Consider the following 20530-nt stretch of genomic DNA (forward strand, 5'->3'; position numbering starts at 1 on the left):
TGCGTGTGTGACGGCCCCTCCCCGCGCGTCAGCCGCGCGGGGGCCGTTCTCAACCGGACCGTATGCCCCACAGAGGTATACGGTCCGGAGTGCGGGTGGGGCCGGTGGACACTGGAACGGATGGGACGAGCGGCATGGGCCACAGCACGCATCACTCCGGTACCGGGCAGGGGCACCCCGTCCCCGGGAACGGCGGCCACCGAGGGCACCGCGGCGGCAAGGGCCACGGGGCATCCTGGCCGACGGCGGCGAAAGCGACGCTGCACTGCCTGACGGGGTGTGCCGTCGGGGAGATTCTCGGCATGGTCATCGGTACCGCCCTGCTGTGGGGCAACGTCCCGACCATGGTCCTCGCGATCGCCCTGGCCTTCGTCTTCGGCTACTCCTTCACCCTCTTCGCGGTGCTGCGCGCAGGGGTCTCCGTCAAGGCCGCGGTCAAGGTCGCCCTGGCCGCCGACACCGTGTCCATCGCGGTGATGGAACTGGTCGACAACACCATCATCGCCCTGACGCCGGGGGCGATCGACGCACACCTGTCCGACAGCCTGTTCTGGTATTCACTGTTGGGCGGCTTCGCCGTGGCGTTCATGATCACTACCCCGGTCAACAAGTGGATGATCGGCCGCGGCAAGGGTCACGCCGCGGTCCACGACTACCACTGAAGCGCACGGCGCCGTGCCGGGGCCCCGGGACAGTCCGGAATCCACTCGGCACGCTCTGCCCGGGGCGTGTCAGGCGTGGCGCCGGGTCCGGTATCAGGAACCCCGGCCGGCCCGGCTCATCAGGTCGAAGAAGGTGTCGCCGCGAACGATTTCGAAGGGGTCGCCGAGTAGATCCGCGAGTTCGGCGATGTCGCTGGGCGTCCAGCTCCAGGCGTTGACGGCGCCGGCGATGAACAGCGGCGCGGTGCCGTCCCAGTCCTCGATGTGCCGCAGCAGCCCGTCCCCGTACTCCGCGGCTTTCCCCTGTGGGAAGAAGTTGCCGATCACGTGCAGTCCCGCGGGGCGGATCCTGAGGTCGCCGGTCTCCCAGGACTGGATGACGCCGCGCAGCGGGGTGTTCTTCCGGTAGGAGCGGGCGACGCGCTCGTCGAACGGGATCCATCCGTCGCCCGCCGCGGCGCGCGGGTTGTACGCGTACACCAGGTCCATGCCGGTCCGGCGCAGGTAGCGTCCGGTGAGTTCGGTGTACGCGTCCAGGGCGTTCTCGGGCCAGGAGCCGGGATAGGTGTAGCCGGCGCCGGACGGGCCCGCGATCAGCAGGTCGTTCTCGGTCGCCGTGCTCCGGTAGTGCGCCAGCAGTGCGGGGCCGATGTCCGCGAGCAGCGGGCTGACGGTCCAGTTGACCGGTACGCGGCCCCTCTCCGGGGCGTCCCAGAGGTCCCGCATACGACGCTGGCAGTACTGGATGTTGTCGCCCTCGCCGACCGTGAGGGTGAGGTAGACGCGGTTGCGGAGCGCGGCTTCCGGCCTCGGCGGGGCCTTGTCCGAGACCTTCGCGGAGACGCCGGCGTGCACGGTGCCGTTCATGTAGTAGTCGGCGGGCACCACTTCGATGCCGTGCCGAGAGGCCCGGTCGACACCACCCCACTCTCCCGCCACGTCGTCGGAGAACCAGCCTGCGTAGGGGGTGGTGGGCTCGACCCGGCTGAAGACCTCGTCGAGGAGCGCCCCCGTCTCGCCGGAAGGAGGCAGCCAGAGGACCATGGCCCGGCTCGCGACGGCGTAGTCCCGGAAGTACGGGAACGGCTCGACCCTGGTCGGTGCGGTGGTGGTGGCGGAGACGAGGAACTGGTTCCACAGGTCGACCTCGACCATGAGCCGCTGCGTGCCGGCCGGCGGGGTGAAGTGGTAGACGAACGAGCCACCGCCGTCGCAGAACCGGTTGGCGTTCTCGCCGAGGGAGGAGTCCGAGCCGTCGAAGAGGTACGGCGCCTCGGCGGCGGAGCCCGGCGCGAAGGAGGCCGTCACCTGGTCGCCGTCGGCGGTCACCTTGACCGAGCCGACCGACGCCCCCCAGCCGTCGTCGCCGAGCGAGTCCTGGAATCGCAGGTAGACGCCCTCCCCGCCGGAGAGTTCCGGGCTCAGGTCGAAGGTGCGGACCCGCCGGTTCGACGCGTCGCGGACGCGCTCGGTCTCCCGTGCGAGCTCGCGCCACCTCACGTCGTCCGCCCGGACCGTCCGGGTGGGCGGCAGCCCGGCCAGGAGGGTGTGGGTGCAGCGTGGGAACAGGTGGTCCAGCTGCCAGCGGTACGTGGCGAGCGCGTCGTCCGCCTCGAAGCGGCCCCGCAGATCGCCTACCGTTCTCAGGCGGTGCTCACGGGCCTGTTCGGCGGTTGCGACGACGGCGCTTTCCAGGCCGGCCAGCGTGGTCGCCACGTTCACCGAGTCCGGGACGTCGGGGTCGTGCAGGATCGCGCCGCGTATCTCACCTCGGTAGCGGGCCACGAGGTCCAGCGCCTCGTCGTGGCGTGTGACCGAAGCGCCGGTGCCGGGCAGCCAGCGGAAGTCGACGCCGCCGGCGTCGAAGTTGAAGTAGAGGCGTGGACGGCTGCGGTTGACGACACCCTGAAGGGTCGTCAGCAGCAGTTGGTCGTTCCCGCCGAGGGAGCTGACGTCGGCGACGTCGAGCCGGGTGGGGCGGCCGAAGGACGGCAGGAGGGGGGCCGCGGCGCCGGCCCCCGTCGCGTCGGCGCGTCCGGGCAGACAGATCCCCAGCCCACCGCCCGCGAGGGCCGCTCCGCCTGCTTGCAGAAGAGTTCTCCGGGACACCATCGGCGATCACCACTCCTCGGGGAGAGACGGGGGCCTCGTGACATCGTTGTCAAACCATCGGAGAACGTATCCGCAGGGAGAGGTGTTGTCCATGGTGCGCACGGGAACACCTCGGACGAGCGCTCCCGTTCCCTGTCTCTGTGAGGCAGGCGAACAGCGCATTGACGGACAATCGTGGACCGGCCGACGGTGCCGGTCGTCGCGTCGACGGACCAGGAGAGTGCCTGTGCGCCTGTTGCTCACTTCCGACACGCACCTGCCCAAGCGGGCAGGGCGGCTGCCCGCCCCCGCTCCTCGCCGAGATGGACGCGGCCGATGTCGTGATCCACGCCGGTGACTGGGTGGACGTGGCGACTCTGGACCTGTTCGAAGCTCGCGCGAGACGCCTCGTGGGTGTCTTCGGCAACAACGACGGGCCGGAGCTGAGGTCCAGGCTCACCGAGATCGCGCGCGTGGAGTGCGGAGGGCTCCGCTTCGGCGTCGTCCACGAGACGGGGGCGTCGCAGGGCCGCGAGAAACGCTGTGCGGACCGCTTTCCCGATCTCGACGTCCTGGTGTTCGGACACAGCCACATTCCGTGGGACACCACCGCCCCCGGAGGGCTGCGACTGCTCAATCCGGGGTCGCCGACCGACAGGCGCCGACAGCCGTACTGCACGTACATGACCGTTGAGGTGGCGGACGCCCGGATCGTCGACGTGGAACTGCACCGCGTTCCGCCTGGTGCCTGACGAACCGCGCGGTGCGCGGCGCGGCCGGGAAGGGTCCACCCCGGCCGCGCCGCACGGCGTTCCGTACGGACGCCGGGCAGGTCACCAGTCGTGGACCGTCCCGTCGTGCAGCCTGTTGACCGGGAGGTAGGCCGCTTCGTACGGGTGCGCTGCCGCCAGACCCTCGTCCAGGTCCACCCCGATGCCCGGTGCCTCGCCGGGGTGCAGGTGGCCGTCCTCGAAGGTGTAGGCATGGGGGAACACCTCCTCGGTGAGCAGGGTGTGGCCCGAGTACTCCTGGATGCCGAAGTTGTGCACGGCGAGGTCGAGGTGGACGGCCGCGGCCATGCCCACCGGGGAGATGTCCTCCGGCCCGTGTATCGCGCTCTTGATCTGGTACTGCGCCGCGAAGTCGAGGAGCTTGCGCAGCGGAGTGACCCCTCCGAAGTGCGTGACGGCGGAACGTACGTAGTCGATCAGCTGCTCGGTGATGAGGGCCTGGTAGTCGTACACCGTGTTGAAGACCTCGCCGACGGCCAGCGGCGTGGTGGTGTGGCGGCGCACGACGCGCAGCGCCTCCTGGTTCTCCGCGGGCGTGCAGTCCTCGAGCCAGAAGAGGTGGTAGGGCTCCAGGTCCTTGCCGAGACGAGCCGCCTGGACGGGCGTGAGCCGGTGGTGCGCGTCGTGCAGGAGGGGCAGTTCGGGTCCGAACTCGGCGCGTACGGCTTCCAGCACGTTCGGCATGTGGCGCAGATAGGCGTCGGTGTCCCAGTCCTCCACCAGCGGCCGGGCCTGCTGGTGGAGCACCGGGGAGCCGGTGTCGTCCGTGCTCGACACGCCGTAGACCGCCTTCAGGCCGGGGATGCCCGACTGCACGCGGACGGCGGGGTAGCCCTCGGCGAGGCGGGCCCGGACCGAGTCGAGGAGCTCGGGGATGTCACGGCCGTTGGCATGGCCGTAGGTTCCCACGCGGTCCCGGCTCGCTCCGCCGAGGAGCTGGTAGAGGGGGAGGCCCGCTGCCTTCGCCTTGATGTCCCACAGTGCGACGTCGACGGCGGCGATCGCGGCCATCGTCACAGGTCCGCGCCGCCAGTAGGCACCCCGGTACAGGGACTGCCAGGTGTCCTCGACGCGGTGCGGGTCGAGGCCCACGAGCAGGGGCGCCACGTGGTCCTCCAGGTAGCTGACCACAGCCAGTTCACGGCCGTTCAGGGTGGCGTCCCCCAGGCCGGTGAGTCCTTCGTCGGTCGTCAGCTTGAGGGTCACGAAGTTGCGGCCGGGGCTGGTCACGAGGACCTTCGCGTCGACAATTTTCATGGGGGTACTTTCTTTCCGAATGCGGTGGTGAGGGTCGTTCAGCCCTTGGTGGCGCCGGAGGTCAGGCCGGCCACCAGGTATTTCTGTCCGAGGACGGCGGCGAGGACCACGGGGACGGTGATGAGCGTCGCGGCGGCCATCAGGCCGCCCCAGTCGGTGCTCGCGTACGAGATGAAGTTGAAGAGGGTCACCGGAACCGTCTGGGTTCGGTCGTCGGCGAAGATCAGCGCGAACATGAAGTTGTTCCAGCTGAAGACGAAGGCGAGCAGGGAGGCGGTCGCCGTACCGGGAGCCGCCAGGGGCAGTGCGATGCGCCAGAAGGCTCCGAAGGCGCTCAGCCTGTCGGTGCGCGCAGCCTCCTCCAGTTCGACCGGCAGGCCGGCGAAGAAGCTGATCATGATCCACATGATGAGCGGTACCGAGACGAACATCTGGCTGAGGATCAGCACGGTGTAGGAGCCGACAAGGCCCATCTGCGCGAACAGGTAGTACCAGGGGACGAGCAGCGAGATGGCCGGCACGATGCGCGCGACCAGGATCAGCGATCCGGTGCGGTGCATGCCGAAGCGTCCGACCGCCCACGCGGCCGGCACCGCGATGATCGCGGACAGCGCCGTGGAGACCACACCGACCAGAAGGGAGTTGCCCATGGACCGCAGGATCTGTCCTGCCTCGACGATGCTCCGGAAGTTCTCGAGGGTGGGACTGAACCACAGGCCCACGGACGGATCGGTCACCTGGACGTTGGTCTTGAACGCGGCGGCGAACATCCACACCAGGGGGAGCGCGAAGACGAGCGTCACGACGGTGATGGCGGTCCCGCGAAGCCATGACCGTACCGCGCGCCGGCGCAGGTGTGCCGCGACGGGTGTGGGGGTGACGGTGGCACTCATGCGGTCTTCCTTCCGCTCCGGCGGCGCAGCAGCACCACGACGCCGATGATGAAGAGCGTGAACAGGACCAGGACGGCGGCGGCCAGGCCGTACTCCTGGTAGTCGAAGGTGAGCCCGTAGGCGTAGACGTTCAGGGTCTCCACCTCGAAGTCCGAGCCGCCGCCCGCACCCTTGGTGGCGTAGAGGATGTCGAAGGTCTTGAGGGCGTCGACGGCGCGCAGCACCAGAGCGGTGGCCAGTGTCGGCCCGAGCATGGGCAGCACGACGTACCGGAACCGCTGCCAGCCGTTCGCCCCGTCGACGCGGGCCGCCTCCTCCGGCTCCTCGGGCAGCGTGGTCAGCCCGGCGAGAAGCAGCAGGGTCATCATGGGTGTCCACTGCCAGACGTCGATGAGCATGAGGGTCGGCAGCGACTGGCTGACGGAGCCGAGGAACTCCTGCCGGGGCAGACCGACTCCGGCGAGCAGGTGGTTGGCTATGCCGTTGGTCGGGTCGAGGATCAGCAGCCAGAGGATGCCGATCGCCACCGGAGTGGTGAGCAGCGGGATGATCAGGACCGTACGCACCCACCGCATGCCTCGGAACGGCTTGCGCATGAGCATCGCCAGGGCGAGACCGAGCGCCGTCTCCAGGACCACCGCACCGACCGTGAAGACCAGAGTGCGCTGCGCGGCGGGCCAGAACCTGCGGGTGTCACCGAGGGCGTCGGTGAAGTTCCGCAGGCCGACGTACCCCTTGCCCGCGTTCACCGCGCCGAACGCGTCGGTCAGGCTCAGGTTGACGGTGTAGACCAGCGGAAAGACGATCATCAGGCCGACGAACAGCAGCGCCGGGGAGAGCATCGCCCACTTCAGCCGCCGGTTGGCCTGTTCGAAGGTGCGAGGACGTCGCGCGGGGGCCGGTCCGGTGCCGGACGTGGCGGCCGGGCGGGCCGGGGAGACCTCGGTCGTGGACATCAGGACTCCTTGTGGCGGTTGTCGCGGACGAGGAAACCGGCGAACTCCGCATGGGCGTCACGAGCCACGGGCCGTACGTCGTTGCCGAGGATGCCCGCGACCAGCGGCCGCCCGACGATGTCCCGGGCCCGCCCGACCTGCAGTACGCGGGGCCTGTCGTAGCCGAGGCCCCGCTCCGCGTTGAGCCTCATCGCCTCCGCCAGGTCCGGCGGGAAGGAGGCCAGGGACGCGGGATCGGACCACACCGAGGTACGGGCGCCGGGGATGCCGTCCTTCTGGAGGGCTGCGGTCATCTCGCTCCCGGCGGCCCACCTGATGAACTCCCAGGCGTCGTCGCGCAGCAGGCTGAACTCGCTGATCCCGAGGCTCCAGGACGGGATGTTGTGCGGCCGGGCGCCGGCCGGTCCGGCCGGGAAGGGCGCGAAGCCGACGGTCTCGCGCACGGTCGACACCTTCGGGTCGAGGAAGCTGCTGTAGATCGCGTCGGCGTCGATGTAGAAGGCAGCCTTGCCCTGAGCGAAGATCGGCATGGCCTGTTCGAGGCTCATGTTGGTGGCACCGGGCGGCCCCGTCCTCGCGAGCAGCCCGCCGTAGTACTCGTAGGCGGCAAGGGCTTCCGGAGTGCCGATCCCCGACTTGCCGCGCACGACGAAGTCGCCGCCGTGCGAGTACAGGAAACTCGACCACTGGGATACGGCGCCGCTGCGCTGGCCCCGGCCGACGAAGCCGTAGAAGCCCCTCTTCCTGTCGGCGAGTTCCTGGGCGGCCGACATCAACTGCTCCAGGGTGGGCGGCGGTCCGCCGAGGTCCTCCACGAGGTCCTTGCGGTAGTACAGTGCCGGGCGCTCGGTCACCACCGGGACGCTCAGTACCTTCCCCCCGGACGAGGAAGCCTCGCGCGGGGCCTTCTGGAAGTCCGGCCAGGCGAAGCCCTCGTCCTGAGTGACGCGGTCACTCAGATCCGCCAGCCAGCCGTTGTGCGCGAAGAGCAGCTGCTCCTGGAGCGCGCGGACCATCATGACGTCCACGTCGGTACCCGATGCGTTGAGCTTCACGTTGTAGCTGCTCGCCAGCTGGTCAGCGGTGAGCAGGGTCATGGAGACCCGCCGCCCGATACGCTCCTCGAACTCCTCCGTCCGGCGCCGGATCGCCTGTGACCACACGTGGTTGATGGCCATGACCCGCAACGGGGTGTCGGACGACGGCCGCCCGCCCCCGGTCGTACACGCGCCGAGCGCCCCCATTCCGGCAGCTCCCGCGACTCCTGCCGCCAGCCTGCCGAAGGAGCGCCGACTGAGGAGCTGGCTGCTCGTGGACATCGTCGTCCTCTTCTCTCTGCGCTGTAGTGCCTCGTGCTCGCCCGGGCACACCGTGTCTCCGGGGTAGCTCCGCGTTCTGGTTCAACTGGTAGGACCAGTTGAACCAGAGGGACGTTAGCAGGAGGGACGCGCGTCGAACAGTCCTTTCACGGGCCGGATACGGCGGGGCGCCCGCGGACCCGTCGGCACCTGGAGCGGGGGATGCGGCCCTGCTCGGTGGCGACCGCGGGCTCTACTCGCCGGCCCTGCCGGTGCCGTACCGGTTCCCGGTGTCGTCGAGCAGCGCTTCGATGTGGTTGCGCGCCATGATGTCGACCTGGATGTCGAGATCCGGCCCGTAGGTGCGCAGACCGAGCATCAGGTGTTCACGCATGCGTTCACAGGCCAGGTCCGCGTCGCGCGCTTCGATCGCCTCGAAGATCTCGGGGTGGTGCGGGACGCCGGGCTCGCCGATCGAGGGGTCGGAGTTGGAACGCAGCATCATCTCGAACATCATCCCGCTGATCGACGAGAGCATGATCCTCAGTACAGGGTTCCTGCTCGCCTCGGCGATGGCGTCGTGGAACGCCATGTCGGCACGGGCCTTGACGACGACATCGCTCGCCGCCTCGAGGGTGTCCCGCGCCGACCTCAACGCCTCGATGTCCTCGTCCGTCGCGTGCTCGGTCGCCAGGCGTACCGTTTCGACCTCGAGCGGCAGCCGGGCTTCGATCAGCTGCCTGACGGTGGGCCGGCCGGCGCGGTACAACGCGTCGTACCCCCTGGCCTGCCCGGGCGTCTGCTCCCGCACGAAGGAACCACGGCCCGGCGCGACCTCGATCAGGTGCTGGGCCTCGAGTCGCCGCAGCACCTCGCGCACGACGTTCCTGCTGGCGCCGAACTGCGACGCGAGCTCGCGCTCCGAGGGGAGCTTCGTCCCGACGGAGATGTCACCGGACCGGATGTCGTGCTCGAGTTCCCGTGCGATCCGTTCCGTCAGCAGCCCACGCTGGGCGGGAGCCGCGGACCGGCCGGACCGAGCGGAGGAGGAAGAGGCGGACGGCTGCATCCCCGCAGCCTACAGGCCGGTCGGAGGCGGTACACGGCCGATCGGACCGCCGCCGGGGCGCAGTGCCGCCCACCGGTTACGGCCCACCGCCATCCGCCCCGCGCCGATCACCTCCTCGGGGCCGGTCGAGTAGGCGCCGAGGGCGGCGGGAGATCAGTCAGGACCGGGACGAAGGGGCGTTTTCGCCTACTGCCTCCCGGGGGCGGACGCACCGGCCCGGGTGGCGTCGGTTCCCCAGCTCGCGAGCAGCCGGAGTGCCTCGGCGGACGGGCTGCCCGGCTCCGCGTGATAGGCGACCATCGACTGTTCCGCGTCGTCGGGCAGGGCGAACGTCTCGAAGGAGAGCGCCAGCTCACCCACCAGCGGGTGGTGCAGCCGCTTGACGCCGTGGCTCTTCTCCTTGACGTCGTGCCTGGCCCACAACCGCCGGAACTCCTCGCTCTTCACGGACAGTTCGCCGACGAGCGCGGAGAGACGAAGGTCGTCGGGGTGGCAACCCGCGTCCATCCGCAGGTAGCTGACGATGTCCGAGGCCTTCTGGTCCCACTCCACGAACAGCTCGCGGTACTCCGGGTTCAGGAACACCAGGCGAGCCCAGTTCCGCTCCTGCGCAGGCAGCTGCGACCAGTCGCCGAACACCGCCGCGGCCATCCGGTTCCAGGCCAGGATCTCCGAACGCCGGCCGACGACGTACGCGGGAATGCCGTCCATGGTGTCGAGCAGCTGACAGAGGGTCCCACGCACCCGCTGCTGGCGCGCCGCCCCTCTCTTGCGGTGCTGCCTGGGCTTGGCGAGGTGTGTGAGATGCGCCTGCTCGGCATCCGTCAGCCTGAGCGCGGAGGCGATCGCGCCCAGCACCTCACCGGAGACGTTCTGCCCGTTGCCCTGCTCGAGACGTGTGTAGTACGCCACGGACACCCCGGCCAGCTGGGCCAGCTCCTCGCGGCGCAGCCCCGGGACCCGACGGTGCCGCCCGAGGTCGGGCAGACCCACGTCCTCCGGCTTCAGCCGGGCACGCCTGCTGCGCAGGAACTCGCTGAGCTCCGCGCGGCGGTCCAGGGTGTGCCCCGCATCGCCACCGTGAGCACGGTCACGCACATCACGCCGCTGGGGTTCAGGCTGCTCCTCCATGAGTCCAGTATCCACGGTCGTACGCACACCATCCTGACCCCACCAGTAGTAGGACCGGTGGACGTAGGCACAACCGTGGCCTGGGTGAATCCCGTGAGGTGGGGCAGGCTGGACGGCATGCCCGGACCGAAAGCTGCCGGGCGCAGGACCACTCCTTAGGAGAATTCCGGCATGACCTCTGTCGCTGCGTACGCCGCCCCTTCCGCCAAGGCTCCGCTGGAGCGCACCACCATCGAGCGCCGCGCGGTCGGCGAGTCCGACGTCCTGATCGACATCAAGTTCGCCGGCATCTGCCACTCGGACATCCACCAGGCCCGCGACGGCTGGGGCGAGGGCATCTTCCCGATGGTGCCCGGCCACGAGATCGCCGGCATCGTCACGGAAACGGGCCCCGGCGTCACCAAATTCGCCGTGGGCGACCGCGTCGGCGTCGGCTGCATGGTCGACTCCTGCCGCGAGTGCGACAACTGCAAGGCCGGCCTCGAGCAGTACTGCGTCAAGGGCAACACCGGCACGTACAACGCTCTGGACAAGAACGGCGACCCCACCTACGGCGGCTACTCCACGCACATCGTCGTCGACGAGAACTACACCGTCCGTATCCCCGACGGTCTGTCCCTGGACGAGGCCGCGCCGCTGCTGTGCGCGGGGATCACCACCTACTCCCCGCTGAAGCACTGGAACGCCGGCCCCGGCAAGAAGGTCGCCGTCGTCGGTATGGGCGGCCTCGGGCACGTGGGCGTGAAGATCGCGCACGCGCTCGGTGCGGAGGTGACCGTTCTCTCGCAGTCCCTGCGGAAGCGGGACGACGGACTGAAGCTCGGCGCCGACCACTACTACGCGACGAGCGACCCGAAGACCTTCGAGGACCTGAGCGGCACGTTCGACATCGTCCTGTCCACGGTGTCCGCGCCGCTGGACTTCGGTGCCTACCTCTCCCTGCTCAAGACCGACGGTGCGCTGGTGAACGTCGGAGCCCCGGAGGAGCCCATCTCGGTCAACCTCTTCTCCCTGATCGGCGGCCGCAAGTCCCTCTCGGGCTCCGGTATCGGCGGCATCCAGGAGACGCAGGAGATGCTGGACTTCTGTGCCGAGCACGGATTCGGTGCTGAGATCGAACTCATCGGCGCCTCCGAGATCAACGAGGCGTACGAGCGGGTGCTGAACAGCGATGTCCGGTACCGGTTCGTGATCGACACCGCGACGATCTGAGGCCCGTCGGCCACCGGCCCCCGCGAGGGGTCCGGCGTCGGGCCGTAACACCGGGTCGTCCGGCCCGAGGCAGGACTCCTCGGGCCGGACGACCCGCCGCGTTCGTCCCGACCCCGCCCCGTCATCCGTGGAACCACCAGGGCCCGCGCGCCCCCGCGCAGCTCGTCACGAACGCCGCTCGTACACCGCCACCCGCCGCCCGCGGACCTGCCGGTCCGTCACCACGACGAAGTGGCTCCGCAGGACGGACATCTTTGCCCTGTCCCGTTCGGCCGACACCGGACGAGCCACCGACGCCGCGTCCGTGACCAGCAACACCCGCTGCTGGGCCAGGAGATCGGTCCTTATCCGGTCCGGGCGGCCCTCCAGGCCCTTCAACGTCCCCGATGTCGAGGGGCTCTTCACCAGAGCGACGTCCCGCAGGCCGACGAAGGCGTGGGGCGAGACGAGCGCCGTGTCGCGCCGCGCCGCCGGTATGAAGATCACCGCGTCCCCGGCCTGCTTCAGGTCCCGTACGTCCTCCGCCACGGCCAGCACGTCATCGACCCGGCTCGCCGGCGAGCGCTTGGCCATCAACTGCGGCAGGAGCGCGAGCACCGCCACGACCGCCACTCCGGGAAGAAACCACGACGAAACCCGCGGGAACCCTGTGCCTAAGGCGCGTTGTGCCGCATCCAGTGCCGCGCCGATCAGCAGGGCCAGACCCAGCATGCTGAACAGCACGTAGCGGTCCAGGAACAGAGGCTGAACCATCGAGAGGCCGATCAAGCCGATCTGCGGCACCGCCAGCAAGGGCAGGCCCACAGCCGCGACGGACAGCTGGCCCTGTCGCGTCCGGTCCGCGAGGGCCCCGATCCCGCCGATCGTCAGGAGAACGGCGGGGCCGATCAGCATGTGCCACGTCAACGGTGGTATCCAGGACACCTGATCCGACTGTCTCCGACTGAACAGGATCAACGGTGACGCGGCCGCGACAGCGACCGCCGAGGCAGCCGCCCAGCGCATCCACACCTCGCGTCCGGCCCGGGCGCGGACGAGGGTCAACAGGTGTGCCGGAAGCACCAGCAGGGACAGCCAGTTCAGCAGCGCGCACACCAGCACCGTGCCCGCGTACGCTGCCCACCGATTCGGGCGGCCACCTCCGTCGAGCACGGTCACCAGCAACAGGGTCGAGATGCCGGCACCCATGACGACCAGCGCGTACGGGCGGCCTTCCTGGAGGTAGAACTGCACGGCCGGAATCAGCCCGAAGGCAAGTCCCGCCGTCAGGCCCACTCCTGAACCGGCCAGCCGGCGGCCGATGACCGCCACACACGCCGCAGCTACCGACATGGCCAGCACGGAGGGCAGGCGCAGGGTCGTCGTGCTGGGCCCGAAGCACTCGAACAGGCCGTGCATCAGCAGGTAGTAGAGCCCGTGCACCGAGTCGACCTGTCCCAGCATCTGCCATATCTCAGCACTCGACCGCTGTGCCACCTGCCAGGTCGCGGCCTCATCCCGCCACAGCGTGTGGTGTCGCGACAACCCCCACAGGCCGAGGACGAAGGTCCACAGCAGCGGGAGGACCCAGACGGACGAACGGTGCCGGTACACGGCTATATGGGAAATCATGGAGACTTTCAGTCGTGCCGGGCGGCAAGGGGGTCCCGGAAGTCGACCTCGGTCTCACGCCGTCCGCCCCCGGTGAACAGTCGTGTGTGAGGAAACTATCCCGGGACACAGCTCATCCGCCACGCAGGCATCCACCGCATCGACGGGCCATACGCGGGCCGAGCCGGCGACGCGCCCACACACGGCGATCAGCGGCGTCCGCGGGCAAGGCCGAGCAGCGGGTGTCCGGGCGCACCGGCGACGCCTTCCGGATGCCGCAACCGTTGTCGCCCGGTGAGCCTGCCGGGGCTGCGGCCCCGGTTCGGGGGCGGATCGCCTCCATGCACCTTCCCGCCATCCGCCCGTGGTGGGTTTCGGCCGCACCCCGGCCCGGACCCGCACGGCCCCGCAAGGGCGAAGTCCGCACTTTGAACTCGCAGATGACAAAGTGTGGACTTTCTCAGCAGAAGTCCCCTAGCGTGGCGGCGCCACCGTAGGCGTATTGCTGTTTCGCGGATCAGTACAGCCCGACCGGAGTGCGACCCCCTTCTGGAGGACCGATGCATCCACGGCTGCTCTTGCGTGCCCGAAGACGACTCACCGCCCTGCTCGTCGGAGGCTTTCTCGCGGGAGGTGTCTGGGCCGGCCCTCCGGCCGCCGCCGCGCCCGACGACATCCCGCCCCAGGAACCGGGCGTCACGCTGCGCGTCTTCGACACCCAGGTGCCACTCAGCTCCCTGTGTACGCTCAAGCCCGGCCAGACACCCAACCACGACAAGCTGATGTCCACCGTGGACTGGTCCACGGTCGACGACTTCGGTGGTTTCGCCGACAACTTCGTGGCCGAGGCCTCCGGCTATCTGGTCGTCCCCGCCGACGGGACGTACACCTTCCGCCTCACCAGCGACGACGGCTCACGGCTCACCATCGATGACCGGGAGGTCATCGACCACGACGGTCTGCACGGCGCCGAGCCCAAGGACGGTTCTGTCCAACTCGACGCCGGGTCACATCCGTTCAAGGTCGATTACTTCGAGCGGGGCGGCGAGCAGCAACTGACGCTCGCGTGGAGGCCGCCGGGTGCGACGGAGTTCGGAGTCGTGCCCCGCGAAGCCCTGAGCACCGACGCAGGGGTCGTCCGGGTCACCGCACCTGGCCGGAAGGAGTGCGAATCCGGCACGGACAGCCCCGGTGACGGTCTGCCGCTCGCCGGTGTGCGCCCCGACCTGGACCTCACCGATCTGCGCCCGGACGGCTTCGAACCGCAGGTCACCGGCATGGACTGGCTGCCTGACGGACGTCTGGCACTTTCCACGTGGGGCGGCTCCGAGAGTCGTACCGGCGAGGTGTACCTCCTCGACCACGTCAAGGGTGCCACCAGCCGCGACAAGGTGACGGTGAAGAAGGTCGCCGAGGGGCTTCGGGAGCCGATGGGCGTCAAGTACGTCGACGGATCGCTGTACGTGTCGCAGAAGCACGAGCTGACACAGCTCATCGACAATGACCAGGACTTCGTCACCGACGAGTACCGCACGGTCGCCACCTGGCCGGTGCTCTGGCTGCCCCAGAACGAGATCGCCAACTCACCCAGTACACCACTGCACCTGAAGGAGGGCCGGTTCGCCGGCCAGATGCTGATCGGCGACGTCACCTACGGAGGTCTCCAGCGTGCCTACCTGGAAAAGGTGAAGGGGCAGTACCAGGGGGCGGTCTTCCGCTACACGCAGGGACTCGAAGCGGGCGTCAACCGCATCACCATGGGGCCCGACGGCGCGGTGTACGCGGGTGGTCTCGGCGCCGACGGCAACTGGGGCCAGGAAGGGAAGCTGAAGTTCGGTCTGCAGAAGCTCACCCCGAACGGCGGCAACACCTTCGACATCAAGGAGATGCGTGCGGTTCCCGGCGGTTTCGACCTGGAGTACACCCAGCCGCTGTCGGAGGAGACCGCCGCGGAACTGACGTCCCGCTACCGGGCAGAGCAGTGGCGCTACACCCCGACGTCCGACTACGGGGGGCCGAAGGTCGCCGAGGAGCGGCTGGCCGTGCGCTCGGCGACCCTCGCCGACGACCGCAGCACCGTGCGGCTGCGACTCGACGGGCTCAAGCCCGGCCGGGTCGTACACCTCCGTTCGCCGCGACCCTTCGCCTCCGCGTCGGGCGAGGCGCTGTGGAGCACGGAGGCCTGGTACACGCTGAACGCCCTGCCGGGCAAGCAGCCGGCGGCGGCCACGCTGTACGAGGCGGAGGAGGCCCGGCTCACCGGAACGGCCGGCTTCGACACCGATCACACCGGGTACTCGGGCAGCGGCTTCGTCGACCGCTACGGCACGGAGGGCAAGGCCGCCACGACCTTCGACGTGACGGTCCCCAAGGCGGGCGACTACGACGTGAACCTGCGCTACTCCAACGGACCCGACCCCTTCCGGGGTACGAAGTCCCTCTCCCTCCACGTCAACGGGAAGAAGCTGAGACAGACGAAGCTCGCCTCGACCGGCAACTGGGACACCTGGTCGACGCGGACCGAGCGGATCCGCCTGCACGCGGGACCCAACACCCTCTCGTACCGCTTCGATCCCGGCGACACCGGCCATGTCAACCTCGACCTCGTCACCGTGCTGCCGCACGGTGCCCCGGTACCCCTCTTCGACGGCACCGCCGCCTCCCAGGAGCAGTGGCAGCACACGGACGGCCGGCGCGTCGAATGGCCGCTGTCCGCCGAGCGCTCGATGGAGGTGTGCTGTGGTGACATCCGCACCAAGGACGCCTACCAGGACTTCCGACTGCACGCGGAGTTCCGGGTGCCGCTGCTGCCGGACGAGGTGACCGGCCAGGACCGCGGCAACAGCGGGATCTATCTACAGGACCGCTACGAACTCCAGATCCTCGACTCGTACGGGGACACCACCCCCGACACCGACGAGGCGGGGGCCATATACCAGAAGAAGGCGCCGGACATCAACGCTGCCACGGCTCCGGAGACGTGGCAGACGTACGACATCACGTTCCGCGCGGCGCGCTTCGACGACAGCGGCGGCAAGACCGCCGACGCACGCGTCACAGTGGTGTGGAACGGACGGACGGTCCACGACGACATCGCGATCGACGGACCCACCGGCGCCGGTCTGCCGGAGGGCCCGTCGGCCGGAGCGATCCGTCTCCAGGACCACGGCAACAAGGTGCGGTTCCGCAACATCCGGATCGAACCGCTGAGCTGAGCCGGCCTCCGGCTCCGCTCCGACGCGGGGCGCCTGCGAACCGCGGGTGCCCCGCGTCGCTCTGCCGGTGCCCGCCGACGGCGGGTGCGACCGGGCGAACGCCCGACGCCACCCCGGGGCCCGGGTCAAGCGGGCGGGGCGTCCGACGCACTCCAGGCGGTCGCGATTCCTTCCAGCCATGCCGGAGGCAGTTCCGCGAGCTCCCATTCCGCCCGGAGCGCTGACGGTGCGCCGGTGAGGCGTTCGAGTACGGCGATGCTCGTCGGGGAGTGCAGGAGGGAGTAGCGGCCGTGGACCGCGATGCTGCTGCGTGGCCCGTACCGTGCGTACACCTGGGTCAGCCGCTGTCCATGGGACTCGGTGAACCGCTCCAACTGCCCGGCGTAGCCGACCCGTCCCACGACTCTCATCGTGCCGAGTACGGCGGTGAGGACCTCGTCCGACACCTCGGGGTCGAGGTCCGAGGTGTCCGTGAACGTGAGATAGAGCGGCGTCACGGCGACCTTGGCACGCTCCACGTCCACCCTCCCGACGGGATGATGGCCCCCCGCGCCGACGTCCACCGGACCCGACATCGCGGGGCCGATGGCGCGCTCAAGGGCTTGCCCGGCGACGCGGACGAGCTCGTCGCCCACCGCTCGGGCACCGTCGTGCCAGCCGACGGCGTACGGATCCCCGCTGCCGGCCGGGCCCCCCGCCGCCTTCCCGACCTCGCTGTGCGCGTCCGTGATCGCGCCGGCCTCCACGAGGGCGATCAGTTCGTCGGCCTCTCCCCGGAAGACTCCCGCACGGCCCAAGAGCTCGAAGAGGGTCTCCTTCGCGTTCAGCACGCTGGCGGGGTCCAGCGGGTTCCGGCCCGTTTCGGCGGTGTCGATGGTGTCCCCCTCGTCGGCCTCGGTCTGGTGTCTCACCCTAGTTCGAGCAGGCGGTGTGCGGGCGGCTGCCGTCGAGGCGTCGCAGTCCTGATCGCCTGGCTCGCCCTGAACATGCCTGCGACACCCGCTGCGGCCGACGCCGCCGAGGGGCGACGGCGGGTGCGGAAGTGGTTTGAGGACGCTGCTCGTGGCACCAAGAAATGTACGCACCTCCGGTCTATACCAAACCCTTGACAGGCTCGGCGTTCATTCCTTAAATCACGGAGTGAAGTAAGTGCTTCCGTTCCTTCGCTCCCTGTCGGCTCGATGCGGGTGCGCGGGGGAGTGTTCGATGTGGTGCCTGCCCGATTCGCCTGGATCTGACATGTGCACGTCAGTCCACCACGCTCCCTGAAGGGAGAAGGCATGAGTTCTCCGCGCTTGCCTCGGCGCCTGGTTCTGTCCCTCGTCATGGTCCTCGGCCTCGCCTCACTGTCCACCGGCCTGGCGCAGAGCGCGCCCGCACCGGCCGCGGACACCACCGTCGCGGCCGCACCGGCCGCCGTCACCTTCTCGGACGAATTCAACGGGCCCGCCGGCTCCGCCGTCGACGGCGGGAAGTGGCAGACCGAGACCGGCGACAACGTCAACAACCACGAACGGCAGTACTACACGGCGGGCAGGAACAACGCCGCACTCGACGGCCAGGGCAACCTCGTCATCACCGCGCGCAAGGAGAACCCCGGCAACTACCAGTGCTGGTACGGGCGGTGCGAATACACCTCGGCCCGGCTGAACACGTCCGGCAAGTTCACCACCACGTACGGCCGGGTCGAGGCGAGGATGAAGATCCCCCGCGGTCAGGGCATCTGGCCCGCCTTCTGGATGCTGGGCAACGACATCGGTCAGGTCGGCTGGCCCGCCTCCGGCGAGATCGACATCATGGAGAACGTCGGATTCGAACCCTCCACCGTGCACGGCACCCTGCACGGTCCCGGCTACTCGGGCAGCGGAGGCATAGGCGCGGGCTACACCTTGCCCGGCGGGCAGGCGTTCGCCGACGCGTTCCACACCTTCGCCGTCGACTGGAGTCCGAACGCCGTCACCTGGTCCGTCGACGGCACGGTCTACCAGCGTCGGACCCCGTCCGACCTCGGCGGCAAGCAGTGGGTCTTCGACAAGCCGTTCTTCATCATCCTCAACCTGGCGGTCGGCGGCTACTGGCCGGGCGACCCCGACGGAAGCACGGTCCTCCCGCAGCAACTCCTCGTCGACTACGTCCGCGTCAGCTCCGACAGCGGCCAGCCGGGTGGCGGCGGTCCCATCACCGGTCTGGCGGGCAAGTGCGTGGATGTCGCGGGCGGTGCGGTGGCGAACGGTACGGCGGTGCAGTTGTACGACTGCAACGGAACGGCGGCGCAGCGGTGGACCGTGGGAGGCGACGGCACGATCCGGGCACTGGGCAAGTGTCTGGACGTGGCGTCGGGTGGCACTGCGGACGGTACGGCGGTGCAGCTGTGGGACTGCAACGGTTCGGCGGCCCAGCAGTGGGCGACGCCGGCCGCCAGGGACATCGTCAACCCGCAGGCGAACAAGTGTCTGGACGTCAGTGGAGGGAGCAGCGCCAACAGCTCCCGACTGCAGATCTGGACCTGCACCGGCGCCGCCAACCAGAAGTGGACGGTGACGCGATGAACTCGGAGTCCACGGTCGGCTCACCCGCCTGACAAGCACGCGGCCGAAGCCCCGGCCCCGTACGCCGTCGCGCACGTCGCGCTGAGGGCGTACGGGGCGTACGGGGCGGAGGTGGTGCGGGAAGCGCCGACCCGATGCCGCGGGCCTCGCGGCCCGGCGTGCGGCACATGTGCGACCGGCCCGGGCACGCGCCGGGCCGGCGTCAGCGAGCGCGCTTACCGGTGGCCGCCTTCTTCGCCGTGCGTCCGGTGTTGGCCGTCTTCTTCGCCGGGATCACGCGCGACGGACCGGCCTTGGCGGCTGCCTGCGTCTCGCTGGCGGCGTCCGCCGTGCTGAGCGCCCCGGCACCGTTCTCCAGGTGGGCGCGGACGAACCACTGGAACTGCTCCAGCGAACGCAGGTGCTCGATGAGCAGGTCCTCCGTGACCGGGTCGACGGAGGCGGCCTTCGCCGCGGCCTTCCTGTGGTCCTCGATGATCCCCGTGTAGACGAGGTCGAGTGCGCCGAGGTGGGCGATCGCATCGGCTCTGCCCACGCTGTAGTCCTTCCACGCCCGCTCGGCGACGAGCACGCCCGCGGTGCCGTGCGGCACACCGCCCAGGGCCGAGATGCGTTCGGCGGTCGCGTCCGCCATGTCACGTACCGCCAGGGTCTGCGGGTCGAGCATCTCGTGCACGGCGATGAAGTGCGGGCCGGTCACATTCCAGTGAATGTGTTTCAGGGTGAGCGCCAGGTCGTTGAGTGCGTGCAGGCGCATCGTCAGCAAGTCGATCACCCGCCCGCCCTCCTTGGTGCTCAGGCCTGGCACGGTGTAGCGCGGGCTGGAACTCTGAGGCGGCATGACGCTCCTGGGACGAGGGGACGGTCCAACTCTCTTCATCTGCCACCGGGGCCGGAGCATGCACGCGTCCTGACACCGGATACCACTTGACCGGCCCTGCCGAAAGCGTCCCCTCAGGCCCGGTCCCCGCCGGTCGTCACGCGCGTTCCACGCCGCCCGGGGCGGCGTCCGGGGAGAGAGGCGGTGCCGGGTCCGTGCCGAGACCGCGGCGGTCGTGCCCGAACAGGGGGACCAGGGAGATCGCCACCGCGCCGAGCGCGGCCGTCACGGCGAACGTCGTGAAACCGAGGCTCGCGTCGCCACCCGCGAGGACCGCACCGCCGAGCGTCGGGCCGACCACCGCGCCCGTACGGCCTATGCCCGTGACCCAGCCCAGGCCGGTGGCGCGTTCGCGGGGCGCGTAGACACGGATCCGGTGCGAACGGCCCTCCCAGCGCAACTCGAAGCCGTCGTGGACCAGCCCCTCGGCATCCAGCCTCGCGGCCGCCGCGGCCCCGCGGAGGGCGTCGACCGTGGACTGTTCGAGAATCCCGGCCCGTTGACGCCGTTCGACATGGGCGCGGTCACGGCTCTCCAGGACGACGCAGTCGACGCCCGCCCGGTGGAGCAGGCGGGACAGCAGCAGCCCGGCCGGGCCGCCGCCGATGATTCCTACGGTCGTGTGCACCGCTGCTCTCCTTCGCCATGGGGGAGTTCGCACCCCTGGGGCCGACGGCACGCCGGGGCGGACACGCGCCGCCCAAGCCGAATGTTCGCATGGTGAAAGTTCCTTCACTTCATGTCCGGAGTCTGTAACCAGGATCGATGCCCTGTCAACGGTGCGTCCGGAGGCGTGCGGACGGCTGGGCCGACCCGGTCGCCGAGCGACCGGGCGGGCGAACACTATGAACGCAACGGCCGCAGGGGTGGCCCCGCAGGTCGCGTCCTTCCTAGCATCCCGGCTCGCAGCGCAACTCGGCGCAGAGCACCTGAAGG

The 20530-nt window shown here is 69.7% G+C and carries 14 protein-coding genes and 2 pseudogenes; 5 read left to right on the forward strand and 11 right to left on the reverse strand.

Going from position 1 to position 20530, the window contains the following annotated elements; translation table 11 throughout:
• Window positions 1–134 precede the first annotated feature (134 nt).
• Window positions 135–662, forward strand: coding sequence for a DUF4396 domain-containing protein (locus JOC24_RS17865; protein ID WP_205021314.1), 528 nt, complete (start codon window positions 135–137; stop codon window positions 660–662).
• A gap of 93 nt (window positions 663–755) precedes the next feature.
• Here JOC24_RS17865 and JOC24_RS17870 read toward each other — a convergent pair whose 3' ends face one another.
• Window positions 756–2774 carry a GxGYxYP domain-containing protein gene (locus JOC24_RS17870; protein ID WP_205021315.1) on the reverse strand — a complete coding sequence of 673 codons (2019 nt, stop codon included), beginning with the start codon at window positions 2772–2774 and terminating at the stop codon, window positions 756–758.
• A 226-nt stretch (window positions 2775–3000) separates the two neighbouring features.
• Here JOC24_RS17870 and JOC24_RS17875 point away from each other — a divergent pair.
• A pseudogene (locus JOC24_RS17875) lies at window positions 3001–3505 on the forward strand (metallophosphoesterase).
• 81 nt (window positions 3506–3586) lie between these two features.
• Here JOC24_RS17875 and manD read toward each other — a convergent pair.
• From manD to JOC24_RS17905, 6 genes are all read right to left on the reverse strand, one after another.
• Window positions 3587–4801, reverse strand: coding sequence for a D-mannonate dehydratase ManD (gene manD / locus JOC24_RS17880; protein ID WP_205021316.1), 1215 nt, complete (start codon window positions 4799–4801; stop codon window positions 3587–3589).
• Window positions 4802–4839: 38 nt separating this feature from the next.
• The gene (locus tag JOC24_RS17885) at window positions 4840–5694 is read right to left on the reverse strand and encodes a carbohydrate ABC transporter permease (protein WP_205021317.1); all 855 of its coding nucleotides are present in this window, start codon (window positions 5692–5694) and stop codon (window positions 4840–4842) included.
• Complete coding sequence (locus JOC24_RS17890; protein WP_205021318.1) at window positions 5691–6650, reverse strand: carbohydrate ABC transporter permease; 960 nt, start codon at window positions 6648–6650, stop codon at window positions 5691–5693. The genes JOC24_RS17885 and JOC24_RS17890 overlap by 4 nt, the downstream gene beginning before the upstream one ends.
• Entirely contained in the window at window positions 6650–7969 is a 1320-nt protein-coding gene (locus JOC24_RS17895) for an ABC transporter substrate-binding protein (protein WP_205021319.1), read from the reverse strand. Before JOC24_RS17895 ends, JOC24_RS17890 begins: the two co-directional genes overlap by 1 nt.
• Window positions 7970–8201: 232 nt before the next feature.
• Window positions 8202–9017: a FadR/GntR family transcriptional regulator gene (locus JOC24_RS17900; protein ID WP_205021320.1), complete on the reverse strand. Its 816-nt coding sequence runs from the start codon at window positions 9015–9017 to the stop codon at window positions 8202–8204.
• A 186-nt stretch (window positions 9018–9203) separates the two neighbouring features.
• The gene (locus JOC24_RS17905; RefSeq protein ID WP_205021321.1) at window positions 9204–10148 is read right to left on the reverse strand and encodes a helix-turn-helix domain-containing protein; all 945 of its coding nucleotides are present in this window, start codon (window positions 10146–10148) and stop codon (window positions 9204–9206) included.
• A gap of 171 nt (window positions 10149–10319) precedes the next feature.
• Between JOC24_RS17905 and JOC24_RS17910 the strand changes: the two genes are divergently transcribed.
• Window positions 10320–11360: an NAD(P)-dependent alcohol dehydrogenase gene (locus JOC24_RS17910; protein WP_205021322.1), complete on the forward strand. Its 1041-nt coding sequence runs from the start codon at window positions 10320–10322 to the stop codon at window positions 11358–11360.
• A 165-nt stretch (window positions 11361–11525) separates the two neighbouring features.
• On the opposite strand, the gene JOC24_RS17915 is transcribed toward JOC24_RS17910, so the two are convergent.
• Window positions 11526–12971 (reverse strand): glycosyltransferase family 39 protein, encoded by a 1446-nt coding sequence (locus tag JOC24_RS17915; RefSeq protein ID WP_205021323.1) that lies wholly within the window; start codon window positions 12969–12971, stop codon window positions 11526–11528.
• A 539-nt stretch (window positions 12972–13510) separates the two neighbouring features.
• On the opposite strand from JOC24_RS17915, the gene JOC24_RS17920 reads away from it, so the two are divergent.
• Window positions 13511–16165: a family 16 glycoside hydrolase gene (locus JOC24_RS17920; RefSeq protein WP_205021324.1), complete on the forward strand. Its 2655-nt coding sequence runs from the start codon at window positions 13511–13513 to the stop codon at window positions 16163–16165.
• Between the two features lie 125 nt (window positions 16166–16290).
• Here JOC24_RS17920 and JOC24_RS17925 read toward each other — a convergent pair whose 3' ends face one another.
• Entirely contained in the window at window positions 16291–17076 is a 786-nt protein-coding gene (locus JOC24_RS17925) for a hypothetical protein (protein ID WP_307792719.1), read from the reverse strand.
• Window positions 17077–17445: 369 nt separating this feature from the next.
• Here JOC24_RS17925 and JOC24_RS17930 point away from each other — a divergent pair, with 369 nt between their 5' ends.
• Window positions 17446–18714, forward strand: coding sequence for a glycoside hydrolase family 16 protein (locus JOC24_RS17930; protein WP_205021325.1), 1269 nt, complete (start codon window positions 17446–17448; stop codon window positions 18712–18714).
• A 202-nt stretch (window positions 18715–18916) separates the two neighbouring features.
• Here the strand turns inward: JOC24_RS17930 and JOC24_RS17935 are convergent, their stop codons facing one another.
• Window positions 18917–19555, reverse strand: a complete 639-nt coding sequence (locus JOC24_RS17935; protein ID WP_205021326.1) for a Dps family protein — start codon at window positions 19553–19555, stop codon at window positions 18917–18919.
• Between the two features lie 409 nt (window positions 19556–19964).
• Window positions 19965–20222 (reverse strand): annotated as a pseudogene (locus JOC24_RS33320) (FAD-dependent monooxygenase); the annotation flags it as partial.
• Between the last annotated feature and the right edge of the window lie 308 nt (window positions 20223–20530).

The sequence above is a fragment of the Streptomyces sp. HB132 genome (assembly GCF_016909575.1).
Lineage (GTDB): Bacteria > Actinomycetota > Actinomycetes > Streptomycetales > Streptomycetaceae > Streptomyces.